Source organism: Promicromonospora sp. NPDC060204, from assembly GCF_042728455.1.
Lineage (GTDB): Bacteria > Actinomycetota > Actinomycetes > Actinomycetales > Cellulomonadaceae > Promicromonospora.
On sequence record NZ_JBHWZO010000085.1, the window covers coordinates 1 to 22983 of the forward strand.

General features: G+C 72.7%; 24 protein-coding genes and 3 tRNA genes. 13 read left to right on the plus strand and 14 right to left on the minus strand.

Going from position 1 to position 22983, the window contains the following annotated elements:
- A partial coding sequence (locus ACFWEJ_RS12965) for a hypothetical protein (RefSeq protein ID WP_377229612.1) occupies window positions 1-190 on the minus strand: 190 nt, incomplete at its 3' end.
- Complete coding sequence (locus ACFWEJ_RS12970) at window positions 187-3696, minus strand: hypothetical protein (RefSeq protein ID WP_377229613.1); 3510 nt, start codon at window positions 3694-3696, stop codon at window positions 187-189. The genes ACFWEJ_RS12965 and ACFWEJ_RS12970, both read right to left, overlap by 4 nt.
- Window positions 3697-3842: 146 nt before the next feature.
- Here ACFWEJ_RS12970 and ACFWEJ_RS12975 point away from each other — a divergent pair, with 146 nt between their 5' ends.
- Entirely contained in the window at window positions 3843-4145 is a 303-nt protein-coding gene (locus ACFWEJ_RS12975) for a hypothetical protein (protein WP_377229614.1), read from the plus strand.
- Window positions 4146-4202: 57 nt separating this feature from the next.
- On the opposite strand, the gene ACFWEJ_RS12980 is transcribed toward ACFWEJ_RS12975, so the two are convergent.
- Window positions 4203-4275: transfer RNA gene (locus ACFWEJ_RS12980), tRNA-Lys, on the minus strand.
- A gap of 107 nt (window positions 4276-4382) precedes the next feature.
- Window positions 4383-4458: transfer RNA gene (locus tag ACFWEJ_RS12985), tRNA-Lys, on the minus strand.
- 116 nt (window positions 4459-4574) lie between these two features.
- Between ACFWEJ_RS12985 and ACFWEJ_RS12990 the strand changes: the two genes are divergently transcribed.
- Entirely contained in the window at window positions 4575-5135 is a 561-nt protein-coding gene (locus ACFWEJ_RS12990; RefSeq protein ID WP_377229615.1) for a hypothetical protein, read from the plus strand.
- A 21-nt stretch (window positions 5136-5156) separates the two neighbouring features.
- On the opposite strand, the gene ACFWEJ_RS12995 is transcribed toward ACFWEJ_RS12990, so the two are convergent.
- Window positions 5157-5453: a co-chaperone GroES gene (locus ACFWEJ_RS12995; protein ID WP_020013266.1), complete on the minus strand. Its 297-nt coding sequence runs from the start codon at window positions 5451-5453 to the stop codon at window positions 5157-5159.
- Window positions 5454-5602: 149 nt separating this feature from the next.
- Here ACFWEJ_RS12995 and bcp point away from each other — a divergent pair, with 149 nt between their 5' ends.
- The 5 genes from bcp (at window position 5603) to ACFWEJ_RS13020 (ending at window position 8780) form a co-directional block, all read left to right on the plus strand.
- Complete coding sequence (bcp, locus tag ACFWEJ_RS13000) at window positions 5603-6085, plus strand: thioredoxin-dependent thiol peroxidase (protein WP_377229616.1); 483 nt, start codon at window positions 5603-5605, stop codon at window positions 6083-6085.
- Entirely contained in the window at window positions 6085-7296 is a 1212-nt protein-coding gene (locus ACFWEJ_RS13005; protein WP_377229617.1) for an acyl-CoA dehydrogenase family protein, read from the plus strand. Before bcp ends, ACFWEJ_RS13005 begins: the two co-directional genes overlap by 1 nt.
- Before the next feature lie 35 nt (window positions 7297-7331).
- Window positions 7332-7413: transfer RNA gene (locus ACFWEJ_RS13010), tRNA-Leu, on the plus strand.
- Between the two features lie 54 nt (window positions 7414-7467).
- Window positions 7468-7920 (plus strand): hypothetical protein, encoded by a 453-nt coding sequence (locus ACFWEJ_RS13015; protein ID WP_377229618.1) that lies wholly within the window; start codon window positions 7468-7470, stop codon window positions 7918-7920.
- A gap of 98 nt (window positions 7921-8018) precedes the next feature.
- Complete coding sequence (locus ACFWEJ_RS13020; RefSeq protein ID WP_377229619.1) at window positions 8019-8780, plus strand: DsbA family protein; 762 nt, start codon at window positions 8019-8021, stop codon at window positions 8778-8780.
- Between the two features lie 37 nt (window positions 8781-8817).
- Here ACFWEJ_RS13020 and trxA read toward each other — a convergent pair whose 3' ends face one another.
- Complete coding sequence (gene trxA, locus ACFWEJ_RS13025; RefSeq protein WP_182614171.1) at window positions 8818-9183, minus strand: thioredoxin; 366 nt, start codon at window positions 9181-9183, stop codon at window positions 8818-8820.
- A gap of 156 nt (window positions 9184-9339) precedes the next feature.
- Here trxA and ACFWEJ_RS13030 point away from each other — a divergent pair, with 156 nt between their 5' ends.
- Window positions 9340-9909, plus strand: coding sequence for an NUDIX hydrolase family protein (locus ACFWEJ_RS13030; protein WP_377229620.1), 570 nt, complete (start codon window positions 9340-9342; stop codon window positions 9907-9909).
- Window positions 9910-9912: 3 nt separating this feature from the next.
- Here the strand turns inward: ACFWEJ_RS13030 and ACFWEJ_RS13035 are convergent, their stop codons facing one another.
- Window positions 9913-11544 (minus strand): ABC-F family ATP-binding cassette domain-containing protein, encoded by a 1632-nt coding sequence (locus tag ACFWEJ_RS13035; protein ID WP_377229621.1) that lies wholly within the window; start codon window positions 11542-11544, stop codon window positions 9913-9915.
- A gap of 136 nt (window positions 11545-11680) precedes the next feature.
- Between ACFWEJ_RS13035 and ACFWEJ_RS13040 the strand changes: the two genes are divergently transcribed.
- Both ACFWEJ_RS13040 and ACFWEJ_RS13045 read left to right on the plus strand, forming a co-directional pair.
- Window positions 11681-12892, plus strand: a complete 1212-nt coding sequence (locus ACFWEJ_RS13040) for a sulfotransferase family protein (RefSeq protein WP_377229622.1) — start codon at window positions 11681-11683, stop codon at window positions 12890-12892.
- A gap of 42 nt (window positions 12893-12934) precedes the next feature.
- Window positions 12935-13318 (plus strand): DUF3054 domain-containing protein, encoded by a 384-nt coding sequence (locus tag ACFWEJ_RS13045; protein WP_377229623.1) that lies wholly within the window; start codon window positions 12935-12937, stop codon window positions 13316-13318.
- 118 nt (window positions 13319-13436) lie between these two features.
- Here ACFWEJ_RS13045 and rdgB read toward each other — a convergent pair whose 3' ends face one another.
- Together rdgB and rph are read right to left on the minus strand one after the other, a co-directional pair.
- Complete coding sequence (gene rdgB, locus ACFWEJ_RS13050) at window positions 13437-14069, minus strand: RdgB/HAM1 family non-canonical purine NTP pyrophosphatase (RefSeq protein WP_377229624.1); 633 nt, start codon at window positions 14067-14069, stop codon at window positions 13437-13439.
- Between the two features lie 27 nt (window positions 14070-14096).
- Window positions 14097-14849, minus strand: coding sequence for a ribonuclease PH (gene rph, locus ACFWEJ_RS13055; RefSeq protein WP_377229625.1), 753 nt, complete (start codon window positions 14847-14849; stop codon window positions 14097-14099).
- Window positions 14850-14992: 143 nt separating this feature from the next.
- On the opposite strand from rph, the gene murI reads away from it, so the two are divergent.
- Together murI and ACFWEJ_RS13065 are read left to right on the plus strand one after the other, a co-directional pair.
- Window positions 14993-15796 (plus strand): glutamate racemase, encoded by an 804-nt coding sequence (gene murI / locus ACFWEJ_RS13060; RefSeq protein ID WP_377229626.1) that lies wholly within the window; start codon window positions 14993-14995, stop codon window positions 15794-15796.
- Window positions 15796-16623: an MBL fold metallo-hydrolase gene (locus ACFWEJ_RS13065; RefSeq protein WP_377229627.1), complete on the plus strand. Its 828-nt coding sequence runs from the start codon at window positions 15796-15798 to the stop codon at window positions 16621-16623. Before murI ends, ACFWEJ_RS13065 begins: the two co-directional genes overlap by 1 nt.
- Window positions 16624-16637: 14 nt before the next feature.
- Here ACFWEJ_RS13065 and ACFWEJ_RS13070 read toward each other — a convergent pair whose 3' ends face one another.
- The 5 genes from ACFWEJ_RS13070 to ACFWEJ_RS13090 form a co-directional block, all read right to left on the minus strand.
- The gene (locus ACFWEJ_RS13070) at window positions 16638-17387 is read right to left on the minus strand and encodes a DUF2017 family protein (protein ID WP_377229628.1); all 750 of its coding nucleotides are present in this window, start codon (window positions 17385-17387) and stop codon (window positions 16638-16640) included.
- The gene (gene clpS, locus ACFWEJ_RS13075; protein WP_377229633.1) at window positions 17384-17692 is read right to left on the minus strand and encodes an ATP-dependent Clp protease adapter ClpS; all 309 of its coding nucleotides are present in this window, start codon (window positions 17690-17692) and stop codon (window positions 17384-17386) included. Before clpS ends, ACFWEJ_RS13070 begins: the two co-directional genes overlap by 4 nt.
- 114 nt (window positions 17693-17806) lie before the next feature.
- On the minus strand, window positions 17807-19255 hold the full coding sequence (locus tag ACFWEJ_RS13080) for a nicotinate phosphoribosyltransferase (RefSeq protein ID WP_377229629.1): 1449 nt from the start codon (window positions 19253-19255) through the stop codon (window positions 17807-17809).
- Window positions 19256-19347: 92 nt separating this feature from the next.
- Window positions 19348-21153 (minus strand): DEAD/DEAH box helicase, encoded by a 1806-nt coding sequence (locus tag ACFWEJ_RS13085; protein WP_377229630.1) that lies wholly within the window; start codon window positions 21151-21153, stop codon window positions 19348-19350.
- Complete coding sequence (locus ACFWEJ_RS13090; protein ID WP_377229631.1) at window positions 21150-21452, minus strand: DUF3039 domain-containing protein; 303 nt, start codon at window positions 21450-21452, stop codon at window positions 21150-21152. Before ACFWEJ_RS13090 ends, ACFWEJ_RS13085 begins: the two co-directional genes overlap by 4 nt.
- 126 nt (window positions 21453-21578) lie before the next feature.
- On the opposite strand from ACFWEJ_RS13090, the gene ACFWEJ_RS13095 reads away from it, so the two are divergent.
- Window positions 21579-22952 carry an AAA family ATPase gene (locus ACFWEJ_RS13095; RefSeq protein ID WP_377229632.1) on the plus strand — a complete coding sequence of 458 codons (1374 nt, stop codon included), beginning with the start codon at window positions 21579-21581 and terminating at the stop codon, window positions 22950-22952.
- Window positions 22953-22983: the final 31 nt, after the last annotated feature.

Here is a 22983-nt window from a genome sequence, read left to right on the forward strand (position 1 = left end):
GGCCGTCGACCTGTTCTAGCAGGGCCACGCCGCCCCCCCCGTGGTCCTCGGGACGGGTGGACGACGGCGCCGTGGTCACCTCGGCGTAGACGTCACTGGTGGCGTCGTGCGCCGAGGCGACCTGCCCCACGGCGGGGCTGCTCAGCACTGCGAGCAGCCCCGCCAGGGCCAGCGGACGGCGCAGTCTCAACGCCGCGCCGTGGTGAAGTACGCCGGCGACGCCGTCGTCGTGCCGCCCCCGGAGGTACGGGCCGTGACGAACCAGGCGTACGTGCGGTCGGGCTTGAGGCCCGACCAGCGGACGGAGGCGACCTCGCCGGAGGCCACCGTGTCCCGGCCGATCTCGTCCACCGGGTCGTACAGCACCACCGAGTCGGTGCTGAACGAGGTGGTGCGGGAGGTCAGGTCGACCGGCAGCACCATGTTGTCCTCGAGCCCGTTGTACCGGTGCTCGGTGTCGTACTCCGTGGCGCCGAACTCGCCCAGCAGCGGCGAGTAGGTGTCGATGGAGACCTCACCGCGGTCGACGTCGAACTGCAGCATGCGGAAGAACGAGGCGCCGAACTGGAGCTGGTCGGTGGGCTGGTAGCCGCCGATCTCGGTGAGCCCGAGCTGGCCGGCGGACACCGTGTAGAACTGGTAGTCCGCGAGCAGCTCGACCACGCCGCCGCCGATGTCCCCGACCACGGGCGGGCGCACGTTGGTGCCCACGCCGTGCCGGTGCCCGGCGAGCACCATGAACACGTTCGGGTTGTCCTTGACGAGCAGGTTGTACAGCAGCGGCCCGTCGGACCCGCCGAAGTTGGCGCCGCGCCCGTCGGGCGACGCGGACGGCTCCAGGTAGTCGTGCGTGAGCAGGATGCCGTTGCGGTCGGAGTACCGGTCGAAGACCGACGCCGCCCACTCGGCCTCGTCGCGCGTCACGCCGTAGGACAGGCCCACCACCACGAAGTCCAGGCCGCCGGCCGAGAACAGGTCGTAGTGGTTCTCGTTCGAGCCGGGCTCCATGACGCCGCCGTAGGACGCGTCGGTCCAGTCCTCGGACAGCGCCTCGTACCGGTCCGGCCCGAAGTACTGGTCGTACAGCGTCGGGTCGGTGCCGGACTGGTTGTCGTGGTTGCCCGCGACGACGCCGTTCGGGATGCCGGCGGCGTCGATCCGGGCCTGCGCCTGCGACGCGAACTCGAACTCGCCGATGACCTGGTCCTCCATCTCGGGCGGGAAGGCCCGGATGTTGTTCTCGACGATGTCGCCGGTGTGCGCCACGTAGGCGATCTTGCGCTCGTCGGCGTTGTCGACGATCCAGTCCATGACGCCGGTGTAGCCCTGCGCCCAGACGGCACGCTCCTCGGCAGTCTCCTGCTCCACGGCGCCCTCGGTCAGGTACTGGGTGTCCGTGTAGTGCACCAGCGAGAAGTCGTAGTCGTCCGGGTCGTCGAACCGGTCCTTGTCGCCGGCGTCGATGTCGTCGGCGAAGGGGTCCTCGCCGGTGACCATGGCGTGCACCGTGCCGCGGTCCACGTAGTCGCGGGACACGGTGCCCTCCAGGACGGTGCCGCCCTCGACCGCGCCGCGCGCGGAGGCGACGACGTCCCACGCGTCGGTGTCCGGGTTCCAGGCCCGCAGGCTGACCAGGCGCGCCGGGTCGGCGGTGCCTTCCCAGCGCAGCACCGGCGCCTCGACGCGGCCGCGGACGGGCACGTCGAACCGCTGGTACGTCACGTCGCCCGACGCGGGGGACGTGACCGACTTCCCGTCGCCCGGCTCCAGGGCCTTGGTGCTCAGCTTCTTCTGGCCGCGCACGTCCAGCGTGGTCGGCACGGCGCCCGTGCTGCCCTGCCAGGCCTGGTTCGGGGTGAGGATCTCCGCGGCGGAGAAGCGAGCCGTGACGTCGCCGCCGTCGGGCGCGGCCACGGTCGCCTTCAGGGTGGCGGTGCGCCCCACACCCTCGGTGCCCGACGTCGGAGCGACGTCCGCCGGGACGTCCGGGATCCCGGCGCTGACGAAGTCGATCTCGTGCGTGACCTCGTTGCCGAGGCCGTCCTTCGCGGACACGACGAGCGTGTGCGCGCCCGCCGTCAGGCCGGGGCCGACCGGGTCGCCGACGGCGATCTCCGCGCCGTCGAGCGTGACGTCGGGGCCCTCGACCACGCCGGAGGCGTCCTCCACGGCGACCGCGAGCGGCACCGTCGAGGTGAGCCGGTCGCCGTCCGCGGGGGTCGCGGACACCAGCGCCGGGCCGGAGTTGTCGGTGAAGAGCGCGCGGGTGGCGGTCTCCCCCGTCGTCGAGGTCGCCGCGAGCGCGTGCTCGCCGTCGGACAGGGCGGTGGTGTCGACGTCGGCGCGCAGGCCGCGCGCGGGGGCGTCGACCGTGAAGGTCAGCGTGACCTCGCGCAGCGCGGTGCCGCTGGAGCCGCAGGTGCCGTCGCCCATCGCGTAGGACGGCTTGAGCCCGACGCCGACGGCGGTGCCCGCCGCGGGCGTCAGCGCCAGGTTCGAGATCGTGAAGTCGTCACGGTTGCAGTCGCCCGCGAAGGTGCCGGTGACCACCTTGACCGTGTTGTCGCCGGGGCGCAGCCACTCGTTCGGGATCGCGATGTCGGCGCGCTGGCTCGCGTACGAGCCGCCCATCGGCGTCTCGATGCCGTTGACGACCAGCAGGTTCGCTGCCCCGCCGTCGACGGCGTTCGAGCCCACGTTGAACGAGAAGGCCGCGTCGCCCGCGCCGAGCGTCTCGGTGGTCTCCACCGCGTCGCCGTCGACCGTGAGCTCCGTGGTGGCGCCCTCGCCGTCCGCCGGGCGGGCGCCCGTGACGGTGACGGTGCCGCGGCTCAGGGTGCCGTCGACCGGCGAGAGACGGGGCGCGCCGGCGGGCGCGTTGTTCACGCGGACCCGGTGCTTCGTCGAGTCGCCCGAGGCGGTGCGGGCCTCGATCGTGTGCGCGCCGTTGGTCAGCGTCGTGGTGTCGAGGTCGGCGCTCAGGCCGGTGGTGCCCTGCGGGTCGCCCTGGACGAAGAAGGACAGCTCCGCGCGCAGCAGCAGGCTGGTGTTGCTGCCGCAGGTGCCGTCGCCGAACGAGTAGGTGTACTCGTTCTCCTCGCCGTCGGCGAGCTCGCCGAGGGGCTCGAGCGTGAAGTCCGACAGCACGAAGTCGTCGTAGTTGACGCCGCAGTCGGAGCTGATCGTGCCCACGACCACCTCGACCGTGTTCTCGCCGGCCACGAGGTACTCGTTGGGGACCTCCAGCTCGACGCGCTTGCTCACGGCGTCGGGCAGGTGGATCGGCTCCGAGCCGTTGACCGACACGTAGTTCTTGTAGCGCGCCTCGGTCGAGTTGGTACCGACCGTGTAGCCGAGCACCGACGTGCCGAGGGTCTCCGTGGCGCCCGGGACGTCCTTGCCGTCGACGGTCAGGCGCGTGACGTCGTCCCCGGGCCCGACCGGCTCGGCCGCGACGGGCACGGTGCCCTCGAGGAACTTGCCGTCGTCGGGAGTGAGGGTCGGGGCGCCCGACGTCGGGGCCTCCGGCTGGTGCGGCGCCGACGCCGTCGTGGCGGTGTCGGGGCGGGCGGTGTCCGCGGGGGCGGCGGACGACGACGTCGCCGCAAAGCCCGTCATGGCGAGCGTGGCCGCCGTGACCGCCGCGACGAGACCGGCCTGCTGCCGACCCCGCTGTTTCCTGGTGACTGGCCGCATGGCCGTCCTCCCTGTGGTCCGTGAGATGGACGGCTCCGAGCACGCCCGGAGGACAAACCTGGACGGGCCGGGTGAACGGAACAGGTGCAACAGGCAACAAGTGGACAAATAGTCGGTATGCCGAGACCGCGTCCTACGCTCGGGCCATGGCGAACCACGACGACGAGATCCGGCTGTGCTGCCTGCTGTGGGCGCAGCCCGGCCAGGAGGCGGGCCTCACGGCCTACGAGGACAAGGTGCTGGCGCTGGTCCCGGAGCACGGCGGCACGGTGCTGCAGCGCGCGGCGTCCGACGGCGCGGACGGCCGGCCGCACGAGGTGCAGCTCTACCGGTTCGCCGGGCAGCGGGAGCTCGACGGGTACCTCGCCGACCCCCGCCGCACGGCGCTGACGGACGAGCGGGACCGGGTCGTGGCGCGCACGGAGCTGTTCCCGGTCGACCTGCTCTGACCGCCCTGTCCCGGAACGACGAAGGCCCCCACCGTGGTGGGGGCCTTCGTCATGTTGTGCGCCATCATGGACTCGAACCATGAACCCGCTGATTAAGAGTCAGCTGCTCTGCCAATTGAGCTAATGGCGCCTGCGACGGAAAGATTACCAGGGCTTCGGACCCTCGGCGCACCACTTTCTCCGCCTCGCGACAACCCCCGACACCGCCCCCCGAAGGAGGGTGCCGGACCGTCGCGTTGGTGCGCCATCTAGGACTTGAACCTAGAACCCGCTGATTAAGAGTCAGCTGCTCTGCCAATTGAGCTAATGGCGCGCAACGGGAAGAAACACTACCAGGACCAGGGGCGTCATCGGTAACCGAACGAGCGGGCCCCCCGTGTGAACTGCACGACAGCCGGGCAGGTCCGGCCACCGCTACGCTCCGGCACCATGACCGTCACCGGTACCGGCGCGAGTTCCCTGGCAGCAGCCGCGGCGAGGCCCGAACAGGAAGCGCTCCTGCGGCGGGTACGCGCCTGGCTGATCGTGTTCGTCGTCGGCCTGGTGCTGAGCGGGGTCACGGCGTTCCCGTTGGCGACGGAGGTCCGCTGGGGCCACGAGCTGCTCGTCGCGTGGGGCGTGGACGCCTGGTTGCCGAGCCTCGTCGACTGGTTCTCCCGCGTCCGGGAGGGGCTGGACGCCACGGCCCGGGACTACCCGTTCATCGCGTACGGCACGGACTGGCTCGCGTTCGCGCACCTCGTGATCGCCGTCGCGTTCTGGGGCCCGTTCCGCGATCCGGTCCGCAACATCTGGGTCATCGACTTCGGGCTGATCGCGTGCGCGGGGATCGTCCCGCTGGCGCTGATCGCCGGGCCGGTACGGGACATCCCGTGGGGCTGGAGCCTCATCGACATGTCGTTCGGCATCTTCGGCGCGATCCCGCTGCTGCTCGTGCGCCGCATGATCAAACGCCTGGAGGCCCTGCAGGCCGGCGAGGCGTCCGTCTGACCTACAGTCAGTCCGCCCGACCTACAGGTAGAGCCCCGTCGAGCCGTCCGCCTCGTCGCTCTCGGCCACGCCGTGCACGTCGCGCTCACGCAGCAGCACGTAGTCGGTGCCGGCCAGGTCCACCTCGGCGCGGTCCTCCGGGTCGAAGAGCACGCGGTCGCCGACGTCGACCTGACGCACGTGCTCACCCTTGGCCACGACGGTCGCCCAGGCGAGCCGCTTGGGGCCGACGGCGGTCGCCGGGATCACCAGACCCGCCGTCGACTGCCGTTCCGCGGAGTCCGTCTCGGGCTCGACCAGGAGCCGGTCGTGCAGCATGCGGATCGGGAGGTTTCCGGGCTTCGTCACGGAGTCGGTCACGGCGGAGGTGCTCACAGGACAACGCTACGCGACTGCCGTTCCGCGTTGTCCACAGGCTGCGGTCGCGCAGGGCACGAGGAGCCGCGAAGGCGACTACCGTTACGAGCATGACGACTCGCCTCGAGCCCGGGGACAAGGCTCCCGACTTCACTCTCCCGACCGCCGACGGCGCCTCCGTCAGCCTCGCCGACCTGGCGAAGAGCACCGACAAGGGCGTCATCGTGTACTTCTACCCGGCCGCCGCGACGCCGGGGTGCACCAAGGAGGCGTGCGACTTCCGCGACTCGGAGGCGTCCCTCCTGGGCGCGGGCTACGCCGTCGTCGGCATCTCGCCCGACAAGGTCGCCAAGCTGGCCAAGTTCGCGCAGGACGAGACGCTGACGTTCCCGCTCGCGTCCGACGAGGACCACGCGACGCTGGAGGCCTACGGCGCCTGGGGCGAGAAGCAGAACTACGGCAAGACGTACGTGGGCGTCATCCGCTCCACGGTCGTGGTGAACCCGGACCTGACGGTCGCCGAGTCGTTCTACAACGTCAAGGCGACGGGCCACGTGGCCCGGATCCGCAAGGTGCTGGGGCTCGACTCCTGATGGGCGGCCCGGCGGACCTGCTCGACGTCGACTCCGAGCTGAGCGAGGCCGAGCTCGCGACGCGCGCCCGCGTGCGGGAGTTCGTGGACCGCCGGGTGCGCCCGAACATCGCCGGGTGGTTCGCCGACGCCCACTTCCCGCGCGAGCTGGTCCCCGAGCTGGGCGAGCTCGGCGTGCTCGGCATGCACCTCGACGGCTACGGCTGCGCCGGGCGGTCCGCCGTCGAGTACGGACTGGCGGCGCAGGAGCTGGAGGCCGGCGACTCCGGCATCCGCACGTTCGTCTCGGTGCAGGGCTCCCTGGCGATGTCCGCGATCCACAAGCACGGCTCCGAGGCCCAGAAGCAGCAGTGGCTGCCGCGCATGGCCACGGGCGAGGTCGTGGGCTGCTTCGGGCTCACGGAGCCGGAGGCCGGCTCCGACCCGGCGAGCATGACCACGCGCACCCGCTTCGAGCCCGGCTCGGAGGGCGGCGACGCCGGCGGCGAGTGGGTCCTGGACGGCGCCAAGCGCTGGATCGGCATGGCCTCGTTCGCCGACGTCGCGATCATCTGGGCCAAGGTCAGCGAGCCGCAGGACGACGGGAGCGAGCGCGACCGCGTGCGGGGATTCGTCGTGCCGACGTCGACCCCGGGGTTCACCGCCGTCCCCATCGAACCGAAGCTGTCGATGCGGGCGTCCGTGCAGTGCGACATCACACTGGACGGCGTGCGACTGCCCGCGGACGCCCTGCTGCCCGAGCACCCGGGCCTGGCCGGGCCGTTCGCATGCCTCGACGAGGCCCGCTACGGCATCGTGTGGGGCGCGGTGGGCGCAGCCCGGGACGCGTTCGAGGCGGCGCTGGCCTACGCGCAGGGCCGGGAGCAGTTCGGCACGCCCATCGCCGGCTTCCAGCTCACGCAGGCCAAGCTCGTCGACATGGCCCTGGAGATCACCAAGGCACAGCTCATGGCCCTGCGCCTGGGCCGGCTCAAGGACTCCGGGCGGCTGGAGGGACACATGATCTCGGCCGGCAAGCTGAACAACGCCCGCATCGCCATCGAGATCTGCCGGACCGCCCGCACGATCCTGGGCGGCAACGGCGTAACGCTCGACCACTCCCCGATGCGCCACGCCAGCAACCTGGAGTCGGTGCGTACCTACGAGGGCACCGACGAGGTGCACACGCTCGTGCTGGGGCGACACCTTACGGGGATCGCCGCGTTCCGCTGACCTGCACGCTCACCTGGCCGTAGACTGAGCGCCGCGCGCGAGTGGCGTAATTGGCAGCCGCGCCAGGTTTAGGTCCTGGTGTCTCCGGACGTGGGGGTTCGAGTCCCCCCTCGCGCACCCTCAGCACTTCAAGCCCCGGAGTCGGGGCGGTTCGTCTACGATCGCCCCGACATGACCCTCTCGCCCCGGCCCCGATCGAGCGCGACCGCCCCGCGGTCCGGGCTCGTCGTGCTGCTGCTCGCACTGGCCGTGCTGCTGGGCGTCACCACGCTGGGCACGGCCACCGCGAGCGCGGCCCCGGCACCGGCGGTCGCCGTGGTGCAGCACCACGCCGACGTGCCGGACCACGACGCAGCAGGTCCGGGCAAGGTCAAGGCCCGCGACCGGGTCGTCCCGGCCGCCGACGACTGCCCGGCCCACGGGTCGCGGCACGGCGCGGAGACGCTGGGGCTGCTGAGCCTGCGCGCACCGCTCGGCACCGGGACCGAGCCGCCCGTCTGCGCGCCGTCCTACCGGGTCGCGGCGCCGGCGCAGGTCACCACGGGGAACCGCGCCGCACGCGCCCACACGCTGGCGCACGCGCTCGGGCACGACCCGCTCCTCTGGGGCATCAGCCGCACGTAGGCAGGGCGTCCGGCGGACGACGTCGTCCGCCCACCACCACCGGCCACCGGACCCGACCCCGCCGCCGGCACGCCCCCGCCTACCCTGAAGGAACCCCTGTGACCACGAAGCGCCCTGCCGCCAACCGCCCGAACACCAACCGTGCGAACGCCAACCGCCCGACCACGCAGCGACCGACCACCCAGGGCCCCGCCGCCAGGCGCCCCGCCACGCGCCGTCCCACGCCCCGTCTCGCGCTGCAGCTCGTCCTCCTGGCCGGGGTGCTCGGCCTGATCGCGCTGCTGATCGGGTTCATCCTGAGCTCCCGCCCGGACGCCCCGGCCGGGGATGCCCAGGTCGTGCGCGAGAACAGCCACGTCCTGAGCCAGGCCGACGACGAGCAGGCGGTGCTCGTCGAGTTCCTCGACTTCGAGTGCGAGACGTGCCGCGCCTACTACCCCACCGTCGAGCAGCTCAAGGAGGAGTACGGCGAAGAGCTGACCGTGGTGCTCCGGTACTTCCCGATCCCAGCGCACGCCAACTCGACCAACGCCGCCGTGGCGGTCGAGGCCGCCGCGGCGCAGGGCGCGCTGGAGCCCATGTACCAGCGGATGTACGAGTCGCAGGCCGAGTGGGGCGAGGTCCAGCAGTCCCAGGCCGAGGTCTTCCGGGGCTTCGCCCGGGACCTCGGCCTCGACCTGGACCGGTACGACGCCGCCGTGGCCGACCCGGCGACGACGGAGCGCGTGCAGTACGACTTCGACGAGGGCCGCGCGCTCGGCGTCAGCGGCACCCCGACGTTCTTCCTGGACGGCGAGAAGCTGGAGACGGGGAGCCCCGCCGACCTGGTCGGGGCCGTCGAGACGGCCCTCGGCCGGTAGGCGTACCGCGGGCGGGCCACCAGGCCCGCCCGCCGCGTCAGTTCTGCTGCTGCGCGGCGATGTCCTTGCGGACCACGTCCATGTCGAGCCCGCGCACGGCCTCGACGACCTCGGCAAGGCCCTTGGCCGGCAGCGCGCCCGCCTGGCGGAACACGAGCACGCCGTCACGGAACGCCATGAGCGTGGGGATGGACGTCACCTGTGCCGCGGCCGAGATGCCCGGGTTGGCGTCGGTGTCGATCTTCGCGTGCACGATGTCGTCGTTCTTGTCCGAGGAGGCCTCGAAGACGGGTCCGAACATCTTGCACGGCGGGCACCAGGTGGCCCAGAAGTCCACGAGCACGATCCCGTTGTCGCTGACGGTCTTCTCGAACGTGGCGTCGGTGATGTCGACAGTTGCCATGTCACGCTTCCTTTCGTTGGGCGTCTACCAGGTAGAGCACAGCCCCACCCTCTGCTATTCCAGGAGCGGCGGTTCGGCGATCCGTGTCACATCCGGGTGTCCACGGGGCGGCGCGGGGTCAGGCACCGCAACGCCCGACCTGGTAGAAACGGACCCGTGACGGACACTGCCGACTACCCAGCCGACGATTTCTACCGCGAGCCCACCCCGGTGTCGGGCTGGATGACCGACGAGGACCTCGCGGTCGTACGCGCGCAGCTCCCCCTCGTGTACGTCGACGCCGTGCCGGTCCGGGTCGACGACTCGGGTGACGTGGTCGCCGTCGGGCTGCTGCTCCGCGTGAACCCGCAGGGTGCGATGACCCGGGCTCTGGTCTCCGGGCGCGTCATGTACCACGAGCGCCTCCGGGACGCGCTGCTGCGGCACATCGAGAAGGACCTCGGCCCCGTCGCGCTGCCGCAGGTGCCGCCGTCGCCCCAGCCGTTCACCGTCGCCGAGTACTTCCCCACGCCGGGGATCACCGCGTTCCACGACCCGCGTCAGCACGCCGTCTCGCTCGCCTACGTGGTGCCCGTCACGGGCGACTGCCGCCCGCAGCAGAACGCGCTCGACCTCGCCTGGCTCACGCCGGAGGAGGCCTGCGCGGACGACGTCCAGGCCGAGATGATGAACGGCCAGGGCATGCTGATCAAGCAGGCGATGGCCCACGTGGGCCGCCTGCCGTAAGGGTTAGGACAGGTCCAGGACCGGCCAGTCCTCCAGGTCCGCGCGCATGCGGCGGTCGTGCGTCGCCACGACGACGGCGCAGGGCGTGACCTGGAGGGCCCGGGTCAGCTCGTCCACGAGGTCGATCGACAGGTGGTTCGTCGGCTCGTCGAGCAGCAGCACGTGCGGCGCGTGCAGCAGCGCCCGCGCCAGCTCGAACCGGCGGCGCTGGCCTGCGGACAGCTCGGCCAGCGGCCGGTCCAGGTCCTCCTCGCTGAGCAGCCCGAGGCCCGCGACCGGGACCACGTGGTCGGGGTCCAGCTCGTTCGAGGCGAGCAGCCGCAGCGCCTCGTCGGCGTACGTCTCGAACCCGGTCCGCAGCCGCGCCTTGCCGGTGATGGGCTCGCTCTCCTGGCCCACGACGCCGATGCGCGCGCCCGGCGCGACCGTGCGGCTCCCCCGGTCCAGCTCCAGCGTGCCGGCGAGCGCCCCGAGCAGCGTCGACTTGCCGGTCCCGTTGGGTCCCACCACGAGCAGCCTGCCCGACGGCGGGATCGCGACCCGCGTACCGGGCAGGTCCAGCCGGACGGCGCCGTCGTCCCCGACGCGCGGCGAGCGGACTTCCACCACAGGGTTGCTGGGGTCCCAGCCCGGCGACATCGCGGGCAGGTCGGGGAACCCCAGCTCGACCGGCGGCCTCGGCACCTCGATGGCCTCGGCCTCCAGCTTCTGGACCAGCCGGTCGGCGGCCTTGACGTGGATGCGGGCGCGGGTGGCCCGGCGGTGCTTCTGGGAGCCCTTGCCCGGGCGCCACTCGTCCGAGAGGCCCTCGTAGGACTCGTCGAGCCGCTCGGCCAGGGTCGCCGCCCGCTTGCGCTCGGCCCGGTAGCGCTGCCGCCACCGGTGCAGCGCCTGGTTCTTGGCGAACCGGTAGGCCAGGTAGCCGGGCTGCCCGTAGAGCACGGGCTTGCCGTCCCAGGACGGGTCGAGGTCGAGGATGGCGGTGGCGACGTCGTCGAGCAGCTCGCGGTCGTGCGTCACGAGCACCACGCCGCCGCGCCACGCGACGAGCTCGCCCGTGAGGAACTCGATCGCGGAGTCGTCGAGGTGGTTGGTGGGCTCGTCGAGCAGCAGCAGGTCGGCGCGCTCCGCGAGGCGGCAGGCCAGCCGGACCCGGAACCGCTCCCCCACGCTGAGCCGGTCGAGCCGGCGGGCGGGGTCGCGCGGGGCGCCCAGGCGCGTGAGGGCCACCTCGACGCGGCGGTCGGCGTCCCAGACGGCGAGGTGCTCCGCGAGCGAGAGCGTGCGTTCGAGCACGGCCAGGTCGCCGGAGCCGTGGTCGAACGCCGCCGCGGCGGCCTCCAGCTCTGCGGCGGCGCTCCGCAGGCCGTCGAGCGTCCCGGCGACCAGGTCGCCGATGGTCTGCCCCGGGGCGGGGTGCAGCTCCTGCTCGACCAGCGCGACCGTGCCCTGGCGGCGTACCTCGCCCGACTTGGGCAGCAGGTCGCCGGCCAGCAGGTGCAGCAGGGTGGACTTGCCCGAGCCGTTCTCGCCGACGACGCCGAGCCGTCCGCCCGGGGACACCGAGAAGGAGACACCGTCCATGACGGGCCGCCCGGGGTAGGCGAAACCGAGGTCCTGGGCGACGAGGTGCATCCGCCCAGCCTACGGGGGACCGCTGCCGGGCCCGAAGTCGGCGGCCTCTTCCTGGATGCGCCTTTCCTTTACGCGTACCGATCGCCCGCGCGACGATGTGCCCGATCCCGGCCCGCACCGCGACCCCTGGAGTGACGTGTCCTCGACCTCGTCCGCCGTCAAGCCCGCCCTGCGCGTGACCAACCTGCTCCTGGCTCCCGGGACGCGCACCCGCAGGGACCCGGACGCCGTGTTCGACCGGATGGTGGAGCGCGCCTCGCGTGGCCGTACGCCCCTCAGCGCCGAGAACGCCGCCGACCTGGAGCACCTCCGGCTGGCCCTGCGCGCGTTCGCGGACTTCCCCGGTCTGAGCCCGCTCGGCTGGACGGCCGGCCAGGAGCTGGTGCGCCTCCGGGTCCGGACCCGCGTGGTCGTGGGCGATCTGCGCGCCCGGCACCCCGAGGTGGACGAGCAGCCGGTGACGGCGCCGGTGTTCGTGGTCGGTATGCCGCGCACGGGCACCACCCTGGCGTACAACGTGCTGTCCCGGTCGCCGGCCCATCGCGGTCCCAAGCTCTGGGAGATGACCTACCCGGGCCTCGCCGTCGACGCCGCCACCGAGGCCGCGCTGATCCGCCGCACCCGGCGCAAGTTCGCCATGACGTCCCAGCTGAGCGACACGTGGGACGTGATCCACCCGATGCACGCGGCATCCGAGGAGGAGGACACGTTCATCCGGGCCCACTCGGAGATGCACGCCGCCGGCGTCCCGATGCCGCGGTACCTCGACCGGCTGGCAGGCTTCGACGCCCGGCCCGACTACCGGTTCCTGCGCGACGCGCTCCAGCTGCTGTCGTACGGCCGGCCGGAGCGGCGGTGGGTGCTCAAGCACCCGGCCAACCTCTTCCACCTGGCCGCGATCCGGGACGTGTTCCCGGACGCCCGGTTCGTGTGGACGCACCGGGCTCCCGAGACCGCGGTGGCCTCGCTGTGCTCGCTGGCCGAGTCCGCCCAGCGCATCCATCGGCGGCCGGACGCCGTGGACCTGACCAGCATCGGCCCGGAGTGGCTGGCCATCATGTCGCGGGGCGTGTCCCGGGCGCTGGCCCAGCGCGCCGAGCTGGGGCCCGACGTCCTGGTCGACCTGTCGTACGACCGGCTCACCGGCGACCCGGGCACGGTGCTGCCCGAGCTGTTCGAGCGGCTCGACGCCCGCTGGGGCCCGGTCGACGACGCGAATCTGGCCGCGGCCCTGAACGCTCCCCGGCACCCGCACCGGTACACCCTGGAGCGGTTCGGGCTGACGCCCGACGAGGTCCGGGCCGCGCTCAGCGACTACGTGGCGTACCTGCGGACCCTGCCCGCCTAGCCCCTGACCGCTCAGCGGCGGGCGGGCACCTAGGATGCGCTGGTGAGCACTTCTCGAACCCCGGTCTGGCCCGCGGCCGTGGCCGACGCCGTCGCCGTCCTCGTCTTCACGGTCGTCGGCATCGCGTCGCACGACGGGTCGCTGGTCGCCGCCCTGGGCCGCGTGGTGTGGCCCTTCGCGCTGGCCGCCGCGATCGGCTGGGCCGTGAGCCGCGCGTGGCGCGACCCGGCGCGGGTCTGGCCCACCGGCGTGATCATCTGGGCGGTCACCGTGCTCGGCGGCCTCGCGCTGCGCGGCCTCACGGGCGGCGGCCTGGCGTGGTCGTTCGCGCTGGTCACCGCCATCTTCCTGGCGATCACGATGCTCGGCTGGCGCGCCCTGGTGGCGGGCATCCGCCGCGGCCAGGCCCGCGCTGCCGAGAGCTGACGGCGGCCCGGCCCGACATCGACCATGCACCTGCTGCCAGAACGGAGCCCGTCCTGGCAGCAGGTGCATGGTCGCTCGGCTCCGCGAGCGCGGCTCGGCGAGCGCAGCCCGCCGAGGGTCAGCCCCGGAGGGTCTCCACGACCACCGGCGCCAGCGCGCGGAACGCCTTGCCGCGGTGGGAGATCGCGTTCTTCTCGTCCGCGGACAGCTCCGCGGCGGTCCGGTCGTCGTCCACGACCAGGATCGGGTCGTAGCCGAAGCCGTTGGCTCCGCGCGGCGCCGTGGCCAGCACGCCCCGCATCTCGCCGAGCCGCACCTCCTCGCGCCCGTCGGGCGTGACCAGCGCGGCCGCGCACACGAAGCCGGCCTGGCGGTGCTCGGCGCGCACGTCACCGAGCTGGCCGAGGAGCAGCTCCAGGTTGGCGAGGTCGTCACCGTGCTTGCCGGCCCAGCGCGCCGAGAAGATTCCGGGCGCCCCGCCCAGCACGTCGACGGCCAGGCCCGAGTCGTCCGCGACCGCAGGCAGGCCGGTCGCCGCGCACACCGCACGCGCCTTGATCAGGGCGTTCTCAGCGAACGTCACGCCGTCCTCCACGGGCTCCGGCGCGCCCACCTCGCCCGAGGTGACCAGCTCGCCGTCGGGCAGGTCCAGGCCCGCCTCGGTGAGGATCGCGCGCAGCTCGGGGACCTTCTTGGCGTTGTGCGTGGCGAGGACGATCCGGGCGGCGGGCGGCACGATCAGGGAGGTCATGCCCCGATCATGCCAGCCGCCGACCGGTCAGAGCTCCTGCGCGAGGGCGTCCTGCTGGATCTTGGTGAGCTCGGCCGTGCCGCCCACCGCGAGGTCGAGCAGGGCGTCGAGCTCGGCGCGGTCGAACGGCGCGTGCTCCGCGGTGCCCTGCACCTCGATGAACTTGCCGCCGCCCGTGACCACGACGTTCATGTCGGTCTCGGCGCGCACGTCCTCGACGTAGGGCAGGTCGAGCATCGGGGTGCCGTCGATGATGCCCACCGAGACGGCGGCGACCGAGTCGGCGAGCACCTGCTTGCCGCCCTTGATGTGCCCGTGGCGGCGGCCCCACGCGATGGCGTCGGCGAGGGCCACGTAGGCGCCGGTGATCGCGGCGGTGCGGGTGCCGCCGTCGGCCTGGAGCACGTCGCAGTCCAGCACGATCGAGTTCTCGCCCAGCGCGCTCAGGTCGACGACGGCGCGCAGCGAGCGGCCGATCAGCCGCGAGATCTCGTGCGTGCGCCCGCCGATCTTGCCCTTCACGGACTCCCGCTGGCTGCGCTCGTTGGTGGCGCGCGGCAGCATCGCGTACTCGGCGGTGACCCAGCCCTCGCCGGAACCCTTGCGCCAGCGCGGCACGCCCTCGGTGAACGAGGCGACGCACAGCACGCGCGTGCGCCCGAACTCCACGAGCACCGAACCCTCGGCCTCGTCGAGCCAGCCCCGGGTGATCTTCACGGGGCGGAGCTGGTCGGTGGCGCGCCCGTCGGCGCGCACGATCTGGTCGGTGCTGGAGGTCATGCGCCCAGCCTAGGTGGTACGGGCGACGATCATTTCGCGCTCCGGAATGCACCCCGCTGACCTGCCGGAACGTGTCGCGCGTCACGCACAGGGCGTGGCGCCGGTAACGGTTCCGACACGATGTCGTCGCTAGGCTTCACCCCGTGAACGACGCGCCCATCGGGATCTTCGACTCCGGCCTCGGCGGCCTCACGGTCGCGCGCGCCATCCTCGACCAGCTACCCAACGAGCAGGTCCGCTATCTCGGCGACACCGCCAACAGCCCGTACGGCCCCAAGCCGATCGCGGCCGTGCGCGCCATGGCCCTGGACGCCATGGACCGGCTCGTGGCGGACGGCGTGAAGATGCTGGTCATCGCATGCAACACGGCGTCGTCGGCCATGATGCGCGACGCGCGCGAGCGGTACGAGCAGCGCCACGGCATCCCCGTGGTCGAGGTCATCCTGCCCGCGGCCCGGGCCGCGGTGACCGCCACCCGGACGGGCCGGATCGGCGTCATCGGCACGCGCACCACGGTGCAGTCGCGCGCGTACGACGACGCCTTCCACGTGACCCCCGGACTGACGATCACGAGCCAGGCGTGCCCCGAGTTCGTGCGCTTCGTCGAGGAGGGCCGCACGTCCGGCCCGGAGGTGCAGAAGTTCGCACACGAGTACCTCGACCCGGTCAAGGCGGCAGGCGTCGACACGCTCGTGCTCGGCTGCACGCACTACCCGCTGCTCGCGGGCGCCATCTCCTACGTCATGGGCGAGGACGTCACGCTGGTCTCCAGCGCCGACGAGACTGCCAAGGACGTGTACCGCACCCTCGTGGCGCACGACCTGGAGCGTTCGGCCGACGCCGGCGCCCCGGTGCACCGGTTCCTGACGACGGGTGACCCGGCGCCGTTCGGGCAGCTCGCCAGCCGGTTCCTCGGCCCTGAGGTCTCCCTCGTGGAGGCCGTCTGATGCGCCTCATCCCCCTGGGGGTCTCCGGCTCGTTCCCGGCCCCCGCGACGCCCGCGTCGTCGTACCTGGTGCAGGTCACCGCGGCGGAGTCGGCCGCGGCCGGCTACGAGGCGCGCGACTGGAACGTCCTGCTCGACCTCGGCAACGGCGCCTTCGGTGCGCTGCAGCAGCACGTCGACCCCCACGCGCTCGACGCGGTGTCGATCTCGCACCTGCACCCCGACCACTGCGCGGACCTCGCGGGTCTCTACGTCTACCTGCGCTACCACCCCGAGCACGGGTCGCTGCGGGCTGGGCGCCGGGACAAGCCCCTGCCGGTCTACGGGCCGTCGACCGCCGAGCGGCACGTCGCCCTGTCCTACGGGCTGAGCGACGGCGAGTCCATGGAGAACGACTTCGACTTCCGCTCCTGGGCCGACCACAAGCAGATCGAGGTCGGGCCGCTGACCATCGAGCCGTACCGCGTCTACCACCCGGTCGAGACGTACGGCGTGCGGGTCACGGGCCCGTCGGCGTCCGGCGGCACGACGACGCTCGCCTACACCGGCGACACCGACGCCTGCACCTCCGTGGTGGAGCTCGCGCGCGACGCCGACCTGCTGCTCAGCGAGGCGGCATTCCTGGAGGGGCGCGACGACGTCGTGGAGCGGGGGATCCATCTCACCGGGCACCGCGCCGGACAGGTGGCGACCGAGGCCGGCGCCCGCCGGCTGCTGCTCACGCACCTGCCCGTGTGGAACGACCCGGAGGACTCCCTGGCCGAGGCCCGCGGCTCCTACGCCGGCCCGGTGGAGATCGCCAGGCCGGGCACCGTCTACGAGCTCTGACCGGACGGCGGCCCCTAGGCCAGGGGCCGCCGTCCGCGCAGCTCCGCGAGCATCACGTCCATGAGGGTCTCCTGGGCGTAGCCCGCCGCGACGAACACCCCGGACCAGAACCGGCGGGCGGCCCGCCCGTCGGTGGCCACCGGGATCTCGCGGCCGGCCTGCCGGTCCCACATGATCTCGTCGGTGAGCTGCATGACCTGGTCGTCGGTCTTCAGGCCGAGCCGCTCGGCGATCACCAGCCGCACGTCCGTGAGCGCCCCGGCGAACTGCTCCGCGTCCTCGCGCGGCACCCGCACCGGCGGCGGCGCCCCGTGCCGGCCCAGCGGCTCGGGGGCGTCCTCGCCCGACGGCAGGTCGAGCAGCGCGGCGAACGCCTCGAGCCGGTCCACCTTGGCCTGGGCGACGTCGTTCTGCGTGAGCCGGCGGAACTCGTCGGCGATGTCCGCGTCGTCCTTGCTCGCGTCCGGCAGGAGCCGCTGCGCCGCGGGGTCCGTCGGGATGCGCCCGACGCCGGTCACCCCGGTGAGCCGGGCCAGGTCGGCGTCGGTCAGCTCGTCCGGCGCGAGGAGGCCGTTGGCCCAGGCCTGCCCCTTGCCCGGCGCGGGGTGCGCCGACGGCCCGGGGTCGTCGTCGGCGAACAGGTCCAGGCCCGCCTCCTCGCGGAGCATCGCGGAGACGTCGCGTGCCACCTTGGCGAGGACGACGCGCTCCACCGGTTCGAACCGAGCCTCGTAACCCCGCCGCATGGCGCGGAACGGTGTCATGCGGCTCCCCGCGCGCCGGACTCCTGCAGCGTCGCCCACAACCCGAACCCGTGCATGGCCTGCACATCCACCTCCATGCGCTCGCGCCCACCACTGGACACGACTGCGCGACCGTTCTTGTGCACCTGCGTCATGAGCCGCTCCGCCTTGACGCGTGGGTACCCGAAGTAGCTCTCGAACACGTACGTCACGTAAGACATCAGGTTCACCGGGTCGTTCCAGACGATCGTCACCCACGGGTCGGCGATCCCGGAGGCGAGCGCCTCCTCGGTGTCCTCCTCGACCGCCGTCCCGGCTGACCCCAGGGGCGTGAGCAGCGGCAGCGGGGAAGTTGTCACAGGTCTCACTCTAGGCTGTTTCGTCCCTGGACTGGACACCCCTGTCAGAGATTCCCACCAAGTTGTCGCCGGGCTGTGACCTCAGTCCCGGAGGTCGTCGAGCCGAAGGTCCACGGTCGGGATCGCCGGGTCGCCCTTGGACAGCCGGCGGGCGCCGCGCGGCAGCTCGGCGCGCACCATGCCGTGGTTGATCGCGGCGTTCGCGACGCCGTACGGACCCACCCAGCGCGAGTCGACGGCGCCGTCCACGACCAGCGGCGCGAGCAGCGGCCGCAGGTCGTCGCTCTGCGGCGTCCACTCCGCCACCGCGGTGTCCGGACCGGTCACCATGATCTCTTCGACGGCGTACCCGTCGCGGCCGTAGCGCCGTGCGGCGGCCTTGCGCCCGCCCACCGAAGCCTTGTTGGCCGACGCCTTGGCCACCGGCTGCAGCACGCCCGACGCGTCGGCCCGCGCCACCAGCTTGTAGACCATGCCGCAGGTCGGCGCGCCCGACCCCGTGACCAGCGACGTGCCGACGCCGTACACGTCGACCGGCGCGGCGGCCAGCGACGCGATCGCGTACTCGTCGAGGTCGGAGGTGACGACGATCTTGGTGTCCCGCGCGCCGAGCGAGTCGAGCTGGCGGCGGACCTCGCCCGCCAGTCCCCCGAGGTCGCCCGAGTCGAGGCGCACCGCGCCCAGCCCGGTCCCGGCCACCTCGACGGCGGTTGCCACGCCCTGCTTCACGTCGTAGGTGTCGACCAGCAGCGTGGTGCCGGCGCCCAGCGAGGCGACCTGCGACGCGAACGCCTCCCGCTCGCTGTCGTGCAGCAGCGTGAAGGCGTGCGCGGCGGTGCCGATGGTGTCGAGCCCGTACCGCATGCCGGCCTCGAGGTTGGACGTCCCGGCGAAGCCGCCGATGACGGCGGCCCGGGCCGCCGCGACGGCGGCCTGCTCGCTCGCCCGGCGGGAGCCCATCTCCAGGACGGGCCGGTTCCCGGCCGCGCTCGTCATGCGGGAGGCCGCCGACGCGACCGCCGAGTCGTAGTTCAGGATCGACAGGATCAGCGTCTCCAGCAGCACGGCCTCGGCGAACGACCCCTCGACCTGCAGCACGGGCGAGCCGGGGAAGAACACCTCACCCTCGACGTAGCCCTGGATGGTCCCGGTGAAGCGGTAGTTCGCCAGGTAGTCGAGCGTCCGGCGGTCCACCACGGCGTTGTCCTGGAGGTAGGCCAGCTCGGCGTCCTCGAAGACGAAGTGTGGCAGCGCTTCCAGGACACGACCGGTGCCCGCCAGGACGCCGTAGCGCCGGCCCGCGGGGAGGCGGCGCGTGAACACCTCGAACACGCAGTGCCGGTGGGCGGTGCCGTCGGCCAGCGCCGCCTGGAGCATGGTGAGCTCGTAGCGGTCGGTCAGCAGGGCGACCGACGGGCGAACCGCCGGTAGGGGTGCTGCAGGGAGCGGCCGCGGTTCACCGACACCGTTGTCGAGCGCAGGCCACGAGTCTGTGAGCGGAGCGCCGATGCTCCGAAGCTCGTCGGTCATGCACTCACGGTAGGCCAGAGAACTGGCCGGGGCCGGGCGAATACGGCCAGGACGGCCTCTTGTCTCACCATGCGGATCTTCTTGCTCCCGTCCTACTTCTGACCGACGAACCAACGGCGGACCTGGGCAACGCGCGCCTCCAGCTGGTCCGCGGTCGCCAGGGGCACCTCGGGCCCCCCGCACTTGCGGCGCAGCTCGGTGTGGACCACGCCGTGCGGCTGCCCGCTGCGCTTGGCCCACGCCGAGACGAGCTTGGACAGCTCCTTGCGCAGCTCGGCCGCGCGCCGGTGCTCCTGCTCCGACCGCTCGTTCTCCACCTCGCGCGAGGTGGGGGCACCGCCGCGCGCCTTGAGGTGGTCGGCCTGGCGCTGCCGCAGCAGCGTCGCCACCTGGTCGGGCTCCAGGAGCCCTGGCAGGCCGAGGAAGTCCTGCTCCTCCGCGGAGCCGAGGTCCGCGCTCGTGCCGAACTCGCCGCCGTCGAACAGGACGCGGTCGAACGAGGCCTGGGCCTCCAGCGCCTGGAACGAGCCCAGCAGCTCGCTCGACGCCTTCTCCTCCTTGTTGGCCTCCGCGATCAGCGCGGCCTCGGGGTCGTACTCGATGCCCTGCTCCTCGGCCGTGCGCGGCCGGTCGAGCGCGTGGTCGCGCTCCTGCTCCATCGAGTTCGCCAGGTTCAGCAGCGGCGCGACGCTCGGCAGGAAGATCGACGCCGTCTCGCCGCGCTTGCGGGCGCGCACGAACCGGCCGATCGCCTGGGCGAAGAACAGCGGCGTCGAGGCGCTGGTGGCGTACACGCCGACGGCGAGGCGCGGCACGTCCACGCCCTCCGACACCATGCGCACCGCCACCATCCAGCGGTCCTCGCCCTGCGCGTACTCCTCGATGCGCCCGGAGGCGCCCTCGTCGTCCGAGAGGACGACGATCGGGCGCTTGCCGGTGATCTCCTGCAGGTGCGTGGCGTAGGCGCGCGCGTTGTCCTGGTCGGTCGCGATGACCAGGCCGCCGGCGTCGGGCACCGTGCGGCGCACCTCGGTGAGGCGCTTGTCCGCGGCCGCGAGCACCGACGGGATCCACTGCCCCTCCGGGTCCAGCGCGGTGCGCCAGGCCTGCCCGGTCATGTCCTTGGTCATGGCCTCGCCGAGACGGGCGCTGACCTCGTCGCCCATCTTGGTGCGCCAGCGCATGTCGCCCGCGTAGGACAGGAACAGGACGGGGCGCACGACGTGGTCGCGCAGCGCCTCGCCGTAGCCGTACGTGTAGTCGGCCTTGGAGCGGCGGATGCCCTCACGGTCGGCCTCGTACTGGACGAACGGGATGGCGGACGTGTCGCTGCGGAACGGGGTGCCGGTGAGCGCCAGGCGGCGCTCGGCGCCCTCGAACGCCTCGCGGACGGCGTCGCCCCAGCTCAGGGCGTCACCGCCGTGGTGCACCTCGTCGAGGATCACCAGGGTGCGCGCCGCCTCCGTGCGGGCACGGTGCAGCGCCGGCTTGGCCGCCACCTGCGCGTAGGTGAGGGCGACGCCGTCGTAGTGCGAGCCGTGCCGGCCCTGCGAGTTCTTGAACGCCGGGTCGATGCGGATGCCGACGCGCGCGGCGGCGTCGGCCCACTGGGTCTTCAGGTGCTCGGTGGGGGCCACGACCGTGACCCGCCGGACGATGCCCTGCTCGAGGAGCTCGGTGGCGATGCGGAGCGCGAACGTCGTCTTGCCCGCGCCCGGGGTGGCGACGGCCAGGAAGTCCCGCGGGTTCGTCACGCGGTACTGCTCCAGGGCCTCCGCCTGCCAGGCGCGCAGACTCGACGCCGTACCCCAGGGGGCACGACGTGGAAAGGCAGGGCTGAGCGACGAAGCGGCCGCAGACGACGGTGTGTGGGGCAGCTGCTGCGGCTGGCTCGTCACTTGGTGGAGTCGCCCTCGCCGCCGTCCTGCGGGTCGCGGAGACCGTCGTAGATCTCCTTGCACCGGGGACACACCGGGAACTTGCCCGGATCACGGCCAGGGACCCAGACCTTGCCACAGAGCGCGATCACCGGCTTGCCGCTCATGGCGGACTGCATGATCTTCTCCTTGCGCACGTAGTGCGCGAAACGCTCGTGGTCTCCCGGTTCCGTCTCCTCCCGGGTCTCCTCGCGCTCGAGGACGCTCGTAGCGCCCTGCGTCACGGGGTCGTCCTGCGGGTTGGAGAGAGGTTGGGTCATGCGGACAAGTCTACGCGGGACCACCGACAGCGATGCCGTCGGCGCGCGCCCGGAAGGGCCGTTCCGGACACCTGATCCGCGGAAATCCTTGCGGTCGTGTCGGTGACGACGGATATAACTGTCCGCATGTCACATCCCCGCCCTGAGAGGAGCCTCACCCTGCCCCACGACGGCGCCGCCTCCGCGACCGACCTGATCCCTCGCGGCGCGCCCGACCCTGTCTGGCCCGACTTCGGCGACCACGACGAGGCCGCACGCCGCGCCGTCGCCGCCGTCGCGGCGATGCTCGGCCGCCCCGTCCCGGACCGCCCCAAGGAGCCCCGCTCGTCGGCCGAGTGGCTCGCCCTCCGCTGGGACGTCGACGAGAGCACGCTCGTCAACGTCTCCCGCGACATGTCGCGCACCCTGCAGCGGCTGCACGCCTACGCGCTCCAGCGCTGGGTGGACCGCTACCCCGACGACGTCGCCGTGTTCGGCCCCGGCGGAGCGCCGCAGCGCGCGGCGCTCGACCTCGGCGACGGCACCTCCGTGAGCGTGCCCGCCGTCGCCACCGTGCTGTTCCCGGCCGGGTCCGCGTACGACACGCCCGTCGCCGTCGAGGTGGCCTACCGCTACGGGACGCCCACGATCACCACCTTCACCCCGCCGGGCGGGCTGGCGCTGGCCGAGCGGGTGCTCAAGGACCTGACGCGCACGCTGGAGGCGGACCACCCGTACCGCGGCGGCGTGCTGTCGGCCAAGTCCGGGAACGGCACGGTCGACCTGACGCCGGTCCGGCACACCGTCCAGGTGCGGGGCGACGTGGTGCTGCCCGCCGAGCTGTGGCGCGAGGTGGACCTGTTCTGCTCCAGCGTGACCACGCGCCGCGAGGCGCTGCGGGCGCTGGGCCACACCACCTCGCGCGGCCTGCTGCTGGCCGGCCGCCCCGGCGTCGGCAAGACGAAGCTCACGCGGGTCATCGCCACGGAGCTGGCCGGTCCGCTCACGGTCGTACTGGTCACGGCCGAGGTGCTGCGGACCTGGATGACCGAGCTGTACGAGGAGATCCGCGGCCTCGGTCCGTGCCTCGTGGTGCTGGAGGAGATCGACTCGGTCGCCTCCAAGGGCTCGCGCGGCGACACCTCGTTCGCCGAGTTCCTCGACGCCCTGGACGGCACCCGCAGCTCGGACGACGTGCTGACCCTCGCCACCACGAACGACCCGGACGCGCTCGACCCGGCCGTGAAGCGTCCCGGGCGCTTCGACACCATCATCGAGGTGCCGCCGCCGGACCAGGCGGGGCGCACGGAGATCCTGCGGCTCTTCCTGCCGCCGGACGCCCCCGTCGACGTGGACCTGGTCGCGTCCTACCTGGACGGGGCCACGGGCGCCGACCTGCGCGAGGTGGCCCGCCGCTCCATCCTGGAGCACGGCCCCGACGGCCTCACGACCAGCCGGGTCGCCGACGTGGCGACGTCCGGCCGGTGGAAGCCCGCGCCGGTCACGGGCAACTACCTCTGACGTGTCAGACGCTCAGGTCACCCGGGTTACC